Source organism: Paenibacillus sp. FSL L8-0470 (assembly GCF_038008625.1).
Lineage (GTDB): Bacteria > Bacillota > Bacilli > Paenibacillales > Paenibacillaceae > Paenibacillus_AQ.
Genome location: NZ_JBBOZM010000001.1, coordinates 7,349,452 through 7,364,882, shown reverse-complemented (window position 1 = coordinate 7,364,882; position 15,431 = coordinate 7,349,452). Strand labels below are relative to the sequence as shown.

The 15,431-nt window shown below is 46.8% G+C and carries 13 protein-coding genes and 1 rRNA gene; 5 read left to right on the top strand and 9 right to left on the bottom strand.

The genetic code is table 11. The features are described 5' to 3' along the window. The 3 genes from NST99_RS33600 to gyrA all read right to left on the bottom strand — a co-directional run. Positions 1-140, bottom strand: a 16S ribosomal RNA gene (locus NST99_RS33600); the annotation flags it as partial. Positions 141-569: 429 nt separating this feature from the next. Further along, positions 570-1,670, bottom strand: a complete 1,101-nt coding sequence (locus NST99_RS33595) for an HD-GYP domain-containing protein (protein ID WP_341097492.1) — start codon at positions 1,668-1,670, stop codon at positions 570-572. A 236-nt stretch (positions 1,671-1,906) separates the two neighbouring features. Further along, positions 1,907-4,450 carry a DNA gyrase subunit A gene (gene gyrA, locus NST99_RS33590; protein WP_341097491.1) on the bottom strand — a complete coding sequence of 848 codons (2,544 nt, stop codon included), beginning with the start codon at positions 4,448-4,450 and terminating at the stop codon, positions 1,907-1,909. 388 nt (positions 4,451-4,838) lie between these two features. Between gyrA and NST99_RS33585 the strand changes: the two genes are divergently transcribed. Beyond that, on the top strand, positions 4,839-5,693 hold the full coding sequence (locus NST99_RS33585) for a YheC/YheD family protein (RefSeq protein WP_341097489.1): 855 nt from the start codon (positions 4,839-4,841) through the stop codon (positions 5,691-5,693). A gap of 132 nt (positions 5,694-5,825) precedes the next feature. Here NST99_RS33585 and gyrB read toward each other — a convergent pair whose 3' ends face one another. From gyrB to dnaA, 6 genes are all read right to left on the bottom strand, one after another. Then, positions 5,826-7,736 carry a DNA topoisomerase (ATP-hydrolyzing) subunit B gene (gyrB, locus tag NST99_RS33580; RefSeq protein WP_341097488.1) on the bottom strand — a complete coding sequence of 637 codons (1,911 nt, stop codon included), beginning with the start codon at positions 7,734-7,736 and terminating at the stop codon, positions 5,826-5,828. A 45-nt stretch (positions 7,737-7,781) separates the two neighbouring features. Next, complete coding sequence (gene remB / locus NST99_RS33575; protein WP_076114400.1) at positions 7,782-8,030, bottom strand: extracellular matrix regulator RemB; 249 nt, start codon at positions 8,028-8,030, stop codon at positions 7,782-7,784. Between the two features lie 16 nt (positions 8,031-8,046). Beyond that, positions 8,047-9,165, bottom strand: a complete 1,119-nt coding sequence (gene recF, locus NST99_RS33570; protein ID WP_341097486.1) for a DNA replication/repair protein RecF — start codon at positions 9,163-9,165, stop codon at positions 8,047-8,049. Between the two features lie 23 nt (positions 9,166-9,188). Beyond that, positions 9,189-9,416, bottom strand: a complete 228-nt coding sequence (gene yaaA / locus NST99_RS33565) for a S4 domain-containing protein YaaA (protein WP_038584289.1) — start codon at positions 9,414-9,416, stop codon at positions 9,189-9,191. A 49-nt stretch (positions 9,417-9,465) separates the two neighbouring features. Continuing rightward, the gene (dnaN, locus tag NST99_RS33560; RefSeq protein WP_038584286.1) at positions 9,466-10,608 is read right to left on the bottom strand and encodes a DNA polymerase III subunit beta; all 1,143 of its coding nucleotides are present in this window, start codon (positions 10,606-10,608) and stop codon (positions 9,466-9,468) included. 196 nt (positions 10,609-10,804) lie between these two features. Beyond that, positions 10,805-12,151 carry a chromosomal replication initiator protein DnaA gene (gene dnaA / locus NST99_RS33555; RefSeq protein WP_038584283.1) on the bottom strand — a complete coding sequence of 449 codons (1,347 nt, stop codon included), beginning with the start codon at positions 12,149-12,151 and terminating at the stop codon, positions 10,805-10,807. 675 nt (positions 12,152-12,826) lie between these two features. Here dnaA and rpmH point away from each other — a divergent pair. From rpmH to jag, 4 genes are all read left to right on the top strand, one after another. Then, positions 12,827-12,961, top strand: a complete 135-nt coding sequence (gene rpmH / locus NST99_RS33550) for a 50S ribosomal protein L34 (protein WP_019914530.1) — start codon at positions 12,827-12,829, stop codon at positions 12,959-12,961. 336 nt (positions 12,962-13,297) lie between these two features. Then, on the top strand, positions 13,298-13,648 hold the full coding sequence (rnpA, locus tag NST99_RS33545) for a ribonuclease P protein component (protein ID WP_038598273.1): 351 nt from the start codon (positions 13,298-13,300) through the stop codon (positions 13,646-13,648). 75 nt (positions 13,649-13,723) lie between these two features. Then, positions 13,724-14,611 (top strand): YidC/Oxa1 family membrane protein insertase, encoded by an 888-nt coding sequence (locus NST99_RS33540; RefSeq protein ID WP_340895743.1) that lies wholly within the window; start codon positions 13,724-13,726, stop codon positions 14,609-14,611. Beyond that, on the top strand, positions 14,608-15,342 hold the full coding sequence (gene jag, locus NST99_RS33535) for an RNA-binding cell elongation regulator Jag/EloR (protein WP_038598268.1): 735 nt from the start codon (positions 14,608-14,610) through the stop codon (positions 15,340-15,342). The genes NST99_RS33540 and jag overlap by 4 nt, the downstream gene beginning before the upstream one ends. The last annotated feature ends 89 nt before the right edge of the window (positions 15,343-15,431 follow it).

Genomic DNA, 15,431 nt, shown 5'->3' with positions numbered 1-15,431 from the left:
AGAGGTAGGTTGCCTACGTGTTACTCACCCGTCCGCCGCTAAGTTATTCCAGAGCAAGCTCCTTCATAACTCCGCTCGACTTGCATGTATTAGGCACGCCGCCAGCGTTCGTCCTGAGCCAGGATCAAACTCTCCAAATTGGTATTTAGAAAGAGCGATTGCTCAATTTGAAACATCTGACGAGAATTTACATTCTCACGATGAAATTTCTAAAGCGTACAAATACGCTATGAAACTCATCAGTTTTGGATTTCACTTGCGTGATTTCCATACTCACTCGTTGTTCAGTTTTCAAAGATCAAGCTCGTTGTCAGTGTCGATTATCTCGTCACTAGCAACTCTTATAATATATCACATCCAGCCGATCAATGCAAGCTCTTTTTTTAACTTCTTTTCCGAGCCAGGCGTTGATGTTTCGCGGCCAGAAATAGAATATATCATGTATAGGTCTGCATTGCAAGCATTATTTATAAAATTCTTTCTGGAGTATACAGCTTGTACCGCCCCCTACTGCAAAGGCACCAGCTTAAAGGGCGATAACAAAGCTTTCGTTGGACTCATCCCTTGGGTTAGGCAATGATCTCCTGAATGTATAGCTCACGTTCCATCATCAGGTTGACGATCTTTCCCTCCACCTGGATCATAGGGCGTGTAGGGTTGCTGCGGTCTGTAAAGATAATCTCTCCATGACGTCCGTCGCTTAATCGTATTCTTGTGCCATTGTAGAGATCTGTTGTTTTCTGAATAAAGGTTTGAACGATAACCGGATCCAGCTTACCGAAGCTTTCGGTCTGTAGCTGCTCCAATACCAGATAAGGCGATTGAGCCTTTCTGTATGCCTTCTCCAGGGTCATAGCATGAAAGATATCAGCCACAGCAACGATCTTGGCGTAGATATGAATCTGGCTGCCCTCCAGATGGAGCGGATAACCAGTACCGTCTATTTTTTCGTGATGCTGAAGTGCTGCAAGTCTAACCCCTTCGTTAATAGCTGTAACATTTCTCAGCAGCTGGTATCCATAAGTGGTATGCCTGCGGACTTCTTCTAATTCAGCTCCGTTCAGCGGAGTCGGCTTGTGCAGCAGTGCCCCATCTACTTTAACGTTACCGATATCATGCAGCAAACCGGCAAATGCGGCCTGCATCCAGTCTTTCTGCGGATATCCGCACCACTGGGCTATTTTATAACAGGTTAATGCCGACAGCACTGCATTGTGATAGTTATAATCTTCATCCTGCAGAATCCGTGGAGCAAACTTCAAGACATGATAATCTTTTAAATTGTCGATCAATGCTTCCAACTGACTCCGTAATTCAAAAATGGGTATCGAGGCAGCAGCAACAGAACGGTAGCTCTGCTTAATCAAAATCAGCATCTTCTCATATTCATCATGTAAAGAGGAATTGCTCTTGGCCAGCACTGACTCATTAATGAGTGTTCCTGCCTTGACTGGCAACGTCTTCGCGGCTGCTTTAACATTTTCAGCAGGTACAGCCTCTCCCTGGTTGCCTTCAATCTCCACCTGTTGAATTAAAAAAGCCTGCAGAATCTCAACGTCGCGTGGCAGTATTATTTTTCCCTTGGGAAATAATACTCCTCCTAAAGGGGTAACTACATCTTTGATAATTTTTGAACCTGGTTTAACTTCTGCTACGGATATATTTGGCATCCACTCAGCCCCTCTACTTCATGACACTTGCGCTCAGGAATGCTGCTCTATATAGAGACTGAACATTACCGGCTAACTGGTGTGCCGCCAGGCAGCACCGGAGTACTTGATTCTCTAATTATAGTATGGATAGTTGCAAGCGGCTAGATAGTGTATCGGCAATCCATAAAAATTATATTTAAAAGCAAAAAGAGCACGGGCTTCTTATAAGAAGCCTGTGCTCTCTTTATAGGGTGCTATTCGAGAATATCCTCGTCATTGCCGGCGTCCATTTCAGGCTCAGCGGCTTCAGCAGTTTCATCTATTGCTGTAACCTGGCTCTCTTCGCCGTCCTCGAGTTCGGACAATTCGTCTTCCTCATTCTTATCGGCTCTGCAAAGGGTGGCTACTGCATCATCCTCACGGATATTAATCAGCTTAACGCCCTGCGCATAACGGCCCATGGTAGAAATCCCATCCATACTCGTACGAATCAAGGTACCGCTCGTTGTAATGATCATCAGGTCTTCGTCTTTCTTAACAACCTTCAAGCCAACAACCGGTCCATTCTTATCCGTAAGATTAATGGTCTTGATTCCCTTACCGCCACGGGTTTGTGAACGATAGTCGCTGGCAGGTGTACGTTTGCCGTAACCCTTAGTCGTTACGATCAACACCTCAAGCTCCTTGTCCACGCAGTCCATTCCGATCACATGGTCATTGTCGTCCAAGTTAATCCCTTTGACCCCTGTTGCACTGCGGCCCATAGAACGTACATCGTTCTCGGAGAAGGTAATCGACATGCCGCGGGCAGTACCGATAATCAGATTCTGCTCTCCGTCTGTCAGCTTAACTTCGATCAAGGAGTCTTCCTCACGAAGATTAATGGCAATCAATCCGCCTTTGCGGATGTTGTTATAATCTTCAAGCGGCGTTTTCTTCACGATCCCTTCACGGGTAGCAAAGAACAGGTATTTGTCGCTATCCGCTTCCTCTACCTGAATGACTGCACTGATCTTCTCACCCTGTTCAATTTGAATCAGGTTGATAATCGGCGTCCCCCGTGCAGTACGTCCAAGCTCAGGAATCTCATAAGCCTTGATCCGGTACACTTTGCCCTTATCGGTAAAGAACATGAGGTAATTATGGGAATTACTCACGAAGAGATGCTCCACGAAATCCTCATCCTTGGTATCCATCCCGATCACACCGCGGCCTCCACGCTTCTGGCTGCGATACGTGCTGACCGGCAGACGTTTGATATAACCGGTATGCGTAATCGTAATGACAACCTCTTCACGCGGGATCAGATCCTCGTCAAGAATGCTTTCTTCGCCGACAGTGATTTCGGTGCGGCGGTCATCCGAAAATTTATCACGGATTTCCTGAAGCTCGCTGCTGATGATATCCAGCACGAGATGCTCATTGGCCAGAATTTCCTTATACTCGGCAATCTTGACTAGCAATTCATTATACTCGTTCTCAATTTTCTCCCGTTCTAATCCGGTCAGGCGCTGCATCCGCATATCGAGAATTGCTTGAGCCTGCTCAATACTGAGGCTGAATGTTTCCATCAAGCCTTCACGGGCGATATCCGTCGTACGGGAAGCCCTGATCAGCGCAATAACCTCATCCAGATGATCCAGTGCAACACGCAGACCTTCCAGAATATGCGCCCGTGCCTCAGCCTTCTTCAGATCAAAGATCGTCCGCCGGCGGATAACTTCGATTTGATGCTGTAAGTAGTGATACAGCACGTCGCGAAGATTCAGGATCTTCGGCTCGTTGCCTACAATAGCCAGCATATTGATACCGAATGTAGATTGCATGGCAGTATGTTTGTACAAGTTATTGAGTACGACACTTGGATTGACATCACGCCGCATCTCAATTACAACGCGCATACCGTTACGGTCGGATTCATCACGAAGATCAGTTATTCCCTCGATCCGTTTCTCACGTACCAATTCTGCAATCTTTTCAACCAATCTCGCTTTGTTGACCTGATAAGGCAGTTCATGCACAATGATCCGCGCTTTACCATTGTTCTCCTCAATGGTTGCTTTAGCACGCATCGTAACTGATCCGCGTCCTGTACGGTAAGCTTGGCGAATACCTTCACGGCCCAAAATATAGCCCGCTGTAGGGAAATCCGGCCCTTGAATATATTCCATAAGCTCCATAGGTGTGATCTCTGGATTCCTGATCATCGCCTGTACGCCATCAATGACTTCACCCAGATTATGCGGAGGAATGTTGGTAGCCATCCCTACAGCGATCCCGGATACCCCGTTAACGAGCAGGTTAGGATAACGCGCAGGCAAAACTACAGGTTCATTCTCTTCACCGTCATAGTTAGGTGCGAAATCAACTGTTTCCTTGTTGAGATCGCGAAGCATTTCTCCGGCGATTTTGGACAGGCGTGCCTCGGTATACCGCATTGCTGCCGCCATATCTCCGTCAATGGAACCGAAGTTCCCATGACCGTCTACGAGCATGTAGCGCATGGAGAAATCCTGCGCCATCCGTACCATCGTCTCATAAACAGCGGAGTCCCCGTGAGGATGATACTTACCGATAACCTCACCGACGATTCTCGCTGACTTCTTGTGAGGTTTATCCGGAGACATTCCAAGTTCCGACATCGCAAACAAAATGCGTCGGTGAACAGGCTTGAGTCCGTCCCGCACATCTGGCAAAGCCCGGCTTACAATGATGCTCATTGCGTAATCCATAAAGGATTCGCGCATTTCCTCACCAATGTCCCGATCTTTGATTTGCGGGTTATTTTGTTCAGCCATGAGTTGCTGGACCTCCTTCAGTTAAAAACCGCTACCCTTTATTATATTACTTTCACAAAAGCAGCACAATTAAACACTATAGATTTATATCTTCTATATTCATTTCTTTTGGCACAGTCAGGGGTAAATGCCCTTTCCGCCAATGTCTTCGTTACATAGACTGTAAAGACAAGAAGATTGGTTATATGGCCCTGGTTTTGTCCAAAAAGACATAACCCCATATCCTTATATTATAACATTGTTTAGTTAGCTTGTCCTAAAATTTCAGCTTTCCAGATTCATCACTCAGATCAACCCACAAAACTTTAAGTTTATGCTTTCGGAGCAAGTTTTGTACGAGGAGAATTCAATGCTGTTACGCTCACAAAACTTTTAAAGGAGGAAGATAATGAGGATTCAACGGGTCTCCAGCAAATGGGCAAAAACTAAAGTTATCCTGCAAAACCGCCTACTGGCAATCTTCATCCCGGAAACACGAAAGTACAGTTTGGCCGCTCTTAACGAATTGCTCGGAACCTACGGGACGGTATATATAAAACCTGACCGCGGGACTTATGGGAATGGTGTGATGCGAGCCGAGCAGCGTATGGTGAATTTAAGTCCCAGCGGACAGCAGCCGGTCAACGGGGATTACGGTACTGGAAGCAGTGAAGCCGCGGTTGAACAAAAAATAATGTATATCTTGCGTCATGGTTTGGAGGCAGAAGCATTCTCCACAACGGAGGAACTGCATAATGCTTTGAAGCCGAAGATTAGAGGACGTTCCTACTTAATCCAACAGGGAATTGATTTGCTCCGGCATGCTGACCGCCCGTTTGATTTGCGCGTACTAACGCAAAAAAGACCGGATGGAGGGTGGGAAACAACCGGAATGCTGGGCAGAGTCGCCGCTCCGCAAAAGATTGTGACCAATTATCATAATGGGGGCAGTGTCTTTACCGTCAATGCGTTGTTTAAAGAACATATGAGCCCGGCAGAGATGGCATCCACTCTTCAGTCGTTAAAATCCCTGGGTGTAAAAATTGCCATGCAGCTTGAAACAGCCTACCCTGGGCTTAAAGAAATCGGGCTTGATATCGCCCTGGATCAGCATCATGATGTATGGCTGCTTGAAGTGAACACCCTTCCCTCCATCATTGCCTTTAAATTAATTCACGACAAATCTGTTTACCGCAAAATTCATCGTTATGCTGTGGCGTATGGACGGTTAAAGAGAAGAAAAACAGCCGTCTCCCGCCGGTAACCCCTCTCCTGAGCAAAAGACTACCTAACCAAAAGAACCTCCGGCTTCTATTCGCCAAGGAATAGGAAACTGGAGGTTCTTTGCTAAGAACATATGCTTCAGCCCTGTATGAGGACCGGTGTGCGCATATGATTAAATATCAAGGTTCCGAACAGATTGGGCATGTTCCTGAATGAACTCGCGACGCGGCTCAACGTTATCGCCCATCAGCGTATCGAAAATTCCGTCAGCCAAGATGGCATCATCAATCGTTACCTGCAGCATCATGCGGCTCTCAGGATCCATGGTGGTATCCCAAAGCTGAGTGGCGTTCATTTCTCCCAGACCTTTGTAGCGCTGAACATTTACCTTAACATTCTCACCAAAGGTAGCAATGATCTCATCGCGTTCTCTCTCACTTTGAGCATAGCGGATGACTTTGTTGCGCTCAATTTTGAACAGCGGCGGCTGGGCGATATAAATATAGCCAGCTTCGATAATCTTCCGCATGTAGCGGTAGAAGAAGGTCAACAGCAGAGTCCGGATATGGGCTCCGTCGACGTCCGCATCAGTCATAATAACAACCTTGTGATAACGCGCCTTGGACAGATCGAAGTCCTCGCTGATCCCGGTTCCCAGAGCAGTAATAATCGCCCGGATTTCGGCATTGGATAGGATACGGTCAAGCCGTGCTTTCTCTACGTTCAGGATTTTACCGCGCAATGGCAGAATCGCCTGGAAGTGACGGTCCCGGCCCTGCTTGGCTGATCCACCGGCAGAGTCACCTTCGACGATATACAGCTCACTGATCGAAGCGTCCTTGGATGAGCAGTCTGCCAGCTTACCCGGCAAGGCACTGACTTCAAGAGCGCTCTTGCGGCGGGTCAGTTCACGGGCTTTGCGGGCAGCCTCACGGGCACGTGAAGCCTGCAGTGACTTCTCCAGCACCCGCCGGGAAACTGCAGGGTTCTCTTCCAGGAATTCCTGCAGCTTCTCACCGAACAGGGATTCTACAATCCCGCGGACTTCACTGTTGCCGAGCTTGGTCTTCGTTTGCCCTTCGAATTGCGGCTCAGGAATTTTCACGGAAATAATCGCCGTCAATCCTTCACGAACGTCATCTCCGGTCAGATTGTTGCTGCTGTCCTTGATCACGCCGGTCTTGCGGGCATAATCATTGATGATCCGTGTCAATGCACTCTTAAAGCCAGATTCATGTGTTCCGCCTTCATGTGTATTGATATTGTTGGCAAAAGAGTAAATGTTCTCTGTGTACGAATCGTTATATTGCAGAGCTACTTCAACCGCAATCATATCCCGTGAGCCTTCCACGTAGATCGGATCTTCATGAAGCGCCTCTTTTTTCTCGTTCAAATATTTCACATATTCTACGATACCGCCATCGTATTTGAAGGTATTGGAAACCCCCGTCCGCTCATCCAGCAGTGAAAGCTCGATTCCCTTGTTAAGGAACGCCAGCTCGCGGATACGGGTAAGGAGCGTGTTGTATTCGAAGACTGTCGTTTCGGTGAAAATCTCCGAGTCTGGATGAAAGGTTGTAGTGGTACCCGTCTCGTCGGAATCTCCGATAATCTTGATATCATATTGCGGTGCACCGCGTCTGTATTCCTGCTGGTAGACGTGGCCGTCACGTTTGACGGTTACAACTACCTTCTCGGATAATGCGTTCACAACCGATATCCCTACACCGTGAAGACCGCCCGAAACCTTATATCCGCCACCGCCGAATTTACCACCTGCATGCAGGACAGTCATTACAACCTCAAGTGTCGATTTCTTCAGCTTCACGTTCTCACCGACAGGGATACCCCGTCCGTTATCAATAACGGTCACACTGTTATCTTCATGAATCATCACTTGAATCCGGTCGCAAAAACCTGCCAGCGCCTCATCGATACTGTTATCGACGACCTCCCAAACCAAATGATGCAGACCTTTAGCGCTAGTGGAGCCAATGTACATGCCGGGACGTTTCCGAACAGCTTCCAGCCCTTCCAGTACCTGAATCTGGCTCTCATCATATGTCGGTTGATTCATTGACATGCCTTCACCTACTTCTTTCTGATTATCTCTTGTAACCTGAAAAGATTATATTTCCAACAAGATTTTGGCTCTTTTTTTGAGAGTGGAGGAGGAAATAGGGGAGTAGTACACAGTATTTTTGGTCACGACAATGGACTTCGCTTCCTCTTCACCGATTCGTTCCAGTTTTTTATCCTGCTGGGAATGAACAATGAACTGCTTCGACACCTTCGAGGACTTCTCAATTGATATATCAAATATAGCAATCAGCTCTGAGGATCGAATAATCTTTTCTCCGCCCAAATGAATATACATTCTCTTCCTCCGCTCTTTATAACTCCACTTTTCCATCATGAACATGGTATAGGCTTGCGCCTTTTAATTTATCGGCACTTAAACTTTCCACACCGGTGGCAGTGATGAAGGTTTGTACCTTGCTTTGAAAGGTTTCTATAAGCTGAGTCTGGCGGTAAGGATCAAGCTCGGACAAAACATCATCAAGAAGCAGCACAGGGTACTCCCCGATTTCTTCATGGATCAGTTCGATTTCCGCCAGCTTGAGCGATAAAGCTGCCGTGCGCTGCTGCCCCTGAGAACCGTAGACCTGAGCTTCTCTTCCGTTGATAAAAAAGGACAGGTCATCCCGATGGGGACCCGTCAGCGTCATGCCGCGCCTAATTTCCTGATCTCTTGTTTGTGATAACTTTAACATAAATTTGTCTAATAAGACAGCTTCATCTTCCTCGTCCCGCTCGCCGAAAGAGGGGACGTACAGCAATTTCAGCTCTTCCCCGCCGTTCGTAATGCCCCGGTGAATGCTCTCTGCCCAGATTTGCAGCTTCTTTATGAATTGTTTCCTTTTTTTGACGATTTTAACACCATGCTCTATAAGTTGGGCATCCCATATGTCCAACAGCTCCTTGCCTGCTGCTTCTTTACCCCATAGCTGCTTCAGCAGATTGCCTCTTTGCAGAAGCACCTTCTGGTATTGCTGCAGATGGAAAAGATAACTTGGCTGCACCTGGCCAATCTCCATATCAAGAAACCGGCGCCGTATTCCAGGTGTCCCTTTGACGATCTCCAGATCTTCCGGAGCGAACATCACCACGTTGAGCGAGCCGACGAATTCACTGAGCCTGCGCTGTTCCAGCCCGTTGATTCTGGCTTTTTTGCCTTGGGCGGACAAGGTTAGCTCCAGCTTCAAATCGCCATATTTACGTTCCACCTCGGCAACAATTTGCGCGGATCCTCCGGGAGCATCAAAAGAAATGAGTTCCCGGTCCTTCGAGGTACGGTGGCTCTTGGTCATCGCCAGGACGAACAGAGCCTCCATGAGGTTTGTTTTGCCCTGGGCATTCTGACCGAGAATCAGGTTCACATCGCCCAGGTTCTCCAGACGCAGCAGCCCGTAGTTACGGTAATGCTGCAGACCGATATTTTTAACAAACACGAACCTCTGCCTCCTTGGGTGAACTACTCTTTTATTCCGCCGCCTTCAATCTCGAATGCGCCGTTGTCCTGAACCTCTATTGTATCACCCGGATAAAGCTTTCTGCCACGTCGTTCTTCTTTTTCCCCGTTAACCTTCACGTAGCCTTCCTGCAGCAGCGCCTTCGCCATGCCGCCTGTGGATACGCAATCCGAAAGCTTCAAGAACTGGTCCAGCTTAATATATCCACTGTGGATAAGTATTTTTTTCATGTTTTTTATCCTTTCCGCCACTTATCCACAGGTCCGTGAACAGCGGCGTTTAATTTGTTGTGCGGTACGGCAGAATGACATACAGACTGCGGCTGTCATCCAGCGGTCTAAGAATAATCGGACTCATCATACCGGTGAAGGCGATGACGAGCTGCTCGCTTTCGACAACTTTCAGGACATCGAGCATATATTTGGAGTTGAAGGAGATTTTGAGCGGCTCGCCTTTGAAATCAAGCACTTCCAGTTCTTCACGGACCTTCCCCAGCTCTGACGAGCTGGAAGAGATCTCAACGTCGCCGTTTTCCAGTGTCTGCATACGGACAATGTTTGTTTTTTCTTCACGGGACAGCAAATAAGCGCGGTCAATTGATTCGCTGAGTTTTTTTGTATCCAAAGTTAGTTCTGTTTTGTAGTTGGTCGGAATAATTCTAGAAGTATCCGGATAAATTCCATCCAAAATCCGCGAATAGAACAGCACCTTGTCGATTTTGAAGAGCACCTGATTATCGGCCACGACAATATCCACCAGCATATTCTGGTCCGGAATGATTTTGCTTAACTCATTCAGCGTTTTGCCGGCAATGACGATGTTGGCGAATTGGACATTCTCGGTCCCTTCCAGATGCGCAGCTCTTGTGGCCAGACGGTGGCGGTCGGTAGCTGTAAATTTAAATTCATTCTCACTCAGATTCCACAGAATCCCTGTCAGAATAGGCGTTGTCTCTTGGGTGGAGATGGAGAACGCTGTTTGTTTAATCATATTTTTCAGCAAATCACCTGGAATTGAGATCGTTTCGTTCTCCTCGATGCTGGGCAGTACCGGGAATTCCTCGGGGTCAAGACCGACGATCTGAATCTCCGTGGAACCGGAAGAGATATAGGTTTGAAAGCCCTCTTTGACTTCCATGTGAATTTCTTTGGAGGGAAGCTTCTTGATGATCTCGACGAAAAATTTGGCTGGAAGCACAACGCTTCCTGGCTGTTCCACTTTTACGATGGTATGGCTATCGTTCTCTGCAGGTATGAAGGACTGAATGGAAATGTCCGTATCACTTGCAGTCAGGGTAACGCCTTGATGGCTTACCTCCAGCTTAATGCCGGTCAGAATGGGGATCGTGGTTCTGCTGGAGATGGCCTTGGATACGTGCCCGATTGATTCGTTGAGTTCATTTTTAAGAATGCTGATTTTCATGATTTCACTCCTAGCTGAAAAATTGGGAAATAGGTGTACGTAAGTCCTCTTCGAAACCTGCTCTTAGAAGATGAATTATTATAGTTATTTAATAGTATTAGTAGTAGGGGCGCCGTTTATGTGGATAACCCCAGAAACAGCATAAAATTAAGCCTATCCACATGTGTATAGATTGTGCATAGGCTCTTTGTTCCTCTTAGGAAGGATTTTTAATTTTCTCCGCAAGATTATTTACCACTTTGTACAACTCCTGGTCTACCTTTAATTGCTGCGTAATCTTCTCATGGGCATGTATAACTGTCGTATGGTCACGTCCCCCGAAAGCTTCTCCGATTTTGGGAAGCGAATAATCCGTTAATTCACGGGAGAGATACATAGCGATTTGACGTGGAAAAGCTACGGCTTTGGTGCGTTTGCGCGCCTTGAAATCTTCCATGCGCAAATTGTAATATTCGCCGACCTTTTGCTGAATATCGTTCATGGTGATCATCTTCGGCCGGCTGGAAGGAATGATATCCTTCAGTGCTTCGGCTGCCAGATGAGTGGTCACGTCCTGGTTGGTAAGCGATGAATAGGCAACAACACGGATCAATGCGCCCTCAAGCTCGCGAATGTTCGTATCGATCTGGTTGGCGATGTACATCATGGCCTCATTGGGGATATCCAGGTTCTCCGCTTTGGCTTTCTTGCGCAAAATGGCAATCCGCGTCTCCAGATCAGGCGGTTGAATATCGGTTATGAGTCCCCATTCAAAACGGGAACGAAGCCGTTCTTCCAGAGTGGGAATTTCCTTTGGGGGACGGTCGCTGGAGATAATAATTTGCTTGCGTTCTTCATGAAGAGCGTTAAACGTATGGAAAAATTCCTCCTGCGTTGACTCTTTGCCGGCCAGGAATTGAATATCGTCAATCAGCAGAATGTCAACGTTGCGGTATTTGTTACGGAAGCTTTCACCGCGGTTGTCACGGATGGAGTTGATGAATTCATTCGTGAATTTCTCGGACGAGATGTAGATAACCTTATTGTTAGGGTTATGTTCCAGGACGTAGTGTCCGATGGCATGCATTAGATGAGTCTTCCCGAGACCCACCCCGCCGTACAAAAACAAGGGGTTATACGCTTTGGCAGGCGCTTCCGCTACAGCCAGAGAGGCTGCATGCGCAAACCGGTTGCCGGAGCCGATAACGAACGTATCGAAAGTGTATTTGGGATTAAGCAAATGAGTCTGCGCTTCTTCACGCGATACTGCGGGAGAAGGCGTCATTTGCTGGATTACAGGCTCTACGGGCTTGTTCTCCTCAATCACAAATTTGACGTCAACCTGTTGTCCGGTAACTTCATAAACCGTAGCTCCTACCAATTTGGTGTAGCGACTTTCCAGCCATTCTACGGCAAACGTTGTAGGTGCCGAGATGATAATGGCGTGCTGGCTAAGAGTTAATGCCTTCGTAGCCTTAAACCATGTATCGAAGCTCGGTTTGCTTAATTTGGTTTGAATAATCGATAATATTTGCTGCCATAATTCGGAAGTATGGCTGTCCACAGACTGTCACTCCTTTAAATCTTCCAAATGTGGCATCAGCCATGAAGTGGAAATGTCGAAGAAAATGGGTTAGTGCTGAATCTTATCCCCAATATGCAATATCAAGAGACAAAAAAATATGGATAAATTTGAATTGTTCACAACTTTATCCACAGCTTGTTGATAATATATAGAACAAACAAATCTATTCACATTCAAAAGTAATACCATCATAGCAAATGCCCCCTTATTTTTCAATGAGCGACGCCATTTTATCCACAAATTCAAGCACTTGTGTATAATTTTTAAGAACAACACTACATATTGTTGATAATTTGTTTACCGTTCGACAGTTTCCGTCATGACTTCGATTTTTTTATACACAGGTTGTGCGCATGTGTGATTAGTCGACTTCATTCTTTGCACACAGGTGGATAACTGTAAAACGCTGTGGATTAAATTTTTCGATCGGTGGATTGTGGATAAGCCGATTTAAATGTGGGGGAGTAAGGTTGGAGAGACAAGGTTGACTTTTTCGCACATTATGTGTTTAAATATATAAAGGTGTTTTCTGTGAGGATATGTCTTCAAATTATAATGACAATACTTGTAGATACTGTCCCTACTCAAAAGAGCGGCTTAGTCCGTTTCTGCTAATATGACAGTAATTAAGTTCCTGTAAGGGAGGTGCAATACATGAGACCGACGTTCAAACCGAATGTGAGCAAACGCAAGAAGGTGCATGGTTTCCGCAAAAGAATGAGCACGAAAAACGGCCGCAAAGTGCTGGCAGCCCGCCGCTTGAAAGGCAGAAAAGTTTTGAGTGCGTAAGTTAGGCCACTTAAGGACCACTGCGGTGGTCCTTTTTTAAATATAAGGGGGCTGGACAGGTGGATCATCTGATTCGCTTCCTTATATAGCCCGAGAAACGGATATCGGCCTTTATAATGAAGGAGGTTCCCTTTTTCACGAGTGCATGAATAATTGTTAAGCTCTGCAGAGGATGTTGGCTACACTTTGCGGGGCTTTTTAATGTATGCGGATGTAAATGAAGGAATAAGCCATATGTCCGGACTTAACCGTTTATGGCGGCAGCCGGATGACTATACTAATTTAGAAGAAAAATTCCGGAGCTCCTCGTGTCCGGTCTTTGAATAGGAGATTCCCGTGCACAAAAGATTACGATTACGAAACCGTGCTGACTTCAGTCGCGTATATCGCCATGGGAAGTCATTTGCGAATCATCAATTTGTAGTGTATTGGTTCAGCAGAAAAGAGGTGGAGCGGTTCCGGTTGGGTGTGTCGGTTAGCAAAAAGGTCGGAAACGCCGTCGTCCGAAACCGGATGAGACGACTGGTGAAGGAAATCATCCGCCATCATGAACCGGAAATTGCCGGCGGGCTGGACATGGTCTTCATCGTTCGTAAAGGAGCACTTTCTATGGATTACGCCGAGCTGGAGAAAAGTGCGCTTCATGTACTGCGCAAAGCCAAGCTGCTCAAGGCTTCACGCAAGTAAGGGGCTTGTTTATTTGTATTCATAATTATGGTATGATTTACGGTGCAATGGAATGTTTATGAGAGGGGTTTTGAAGTGTCTCTATTGAAGACTAGACGAGGAAAACAATTTCTTCTCCTCGGCCTAATGGTACTGATGATTGCTGTTCTGTCAGGGTGCGCTCCATCATCAGCGGTTACGCACACTACGGAGGATTTGAAGAACGGAAGCTTTTGGCAAAGTAATGTCGTTTATTATTTCGCCATAGCGCTCGATACTTTCGCAAAATGGTTTGATGGACAGTATGGACTAGCCGTACTTGTAATGGTTTTGATCGTCCGCACTTTAATTTTGCCGCTTACCATGAAGCAGGTAAGGAGCTCGCGTGCGATGCAGGCCATTCAACCGGAACTCCAAAAGATCCAGAAAAAATATAAAGATCAGCCTGAAAAAGTACAGCAAGAAACGATGCGCCTGTTCCAGGAAAATAAGGTGAATCCGATTTCCGGCTGTCTGCCGCTGATTGTGCAAATGCCAATTTTTATCGCTCTATATAACTCGATCTATTACAACCCTGCTCTGCGGGAGCATTCGTTCTTGTGGCTCCAGCTCGGCAAACCCGATCATCTGTTCATCCTGCCGTTGCTGGCTGCCGCTACTACATTCCTGCAGACCAGAATGATGACCAAGATGAATCCGGTTCAACAGCAGGGCCCTATGCAGTTCATGATGATGGTATATCCGGTTTTGATTTTCATCATGTCCTACAATTTCCCTTCAGCACTTCCACTGTACTGGTTCTACAGTAACCTTTACACCATTATTCAGAACTACTTCTTATACCGCAACAACGATAAGACCAAATTGGCTGTTGCAGGTGCCGGTAGCAGCAGTGAAGTTAACCTTGTGAAGAGCAAGAATCCTGCTTCCGCTACGAAAAGCAATGGAAGCAAAGGATCGAAGGGGGCCAAAAAGTCAAAATGAGCAAAATCGTCGCAACAGGGAAAACCATTGAAGAAGCTGTAGAACGGGGACTTAACCAGCTTGGAGTTCAAAAGGACCGGGTCACGGTCAACGTACTTGAACAGCCGTCAAGAGGATTCCTTGGATTGATCGGTGCGAAGGATGCCAAGGTTGAATTAACCTTAATTGCCGAGGCCGCACCGGCATCAGCGGCGAGTGCTCCGTCAATGCCTCAGCAGTCATCTAGAGAGAGCAAACAGGAGGCTGTCGGCGGCGTGCCGCGCCAAGATTCCGGACAACCGGTGGAGGAAGCATACCAAGAAGCCGTTCATTTCATCGTGGATGTCGCCAAGAGTATGGGGCTAGAGGTAGAAGTGGAAATCGTTCATACGAAGGAATCGACCATTCTGCAAATTTCCGGTCCGGATCTGGGGCTGCTGATCGGCAGAAGAGGACAAACTCTCGATGCTTTGCAGTATTTGGCTAATATTGTGGCCAACCGTTATTCTGACAGTTTCATCCGGCTGGTGCTGGATGCGGAGAATTTCCGCGAACGCCGCAAAAAGACATTGGAAGAGCTGGCTGACCGGCTTGCGGGACGGGTAGTTCGAACCCGTAAAGAGGTCGTGCTGGAGCCGATGTCACCGCAGGAACGGAAGATTATACATGCCAGGCTGCAGGATCACCGGCAGGTCAACACCCTTAGTAAGGGTGAGGAACCGAATCGCCGTGTCGTTATAACATTGAAGTAGAGACTAATATTGCCGCAATGACTCCTTGACCAATGTAAGGGGTCATTGCTTTTTTTAAAATAGAGGAAAGTATAGATTATATTGAGGTG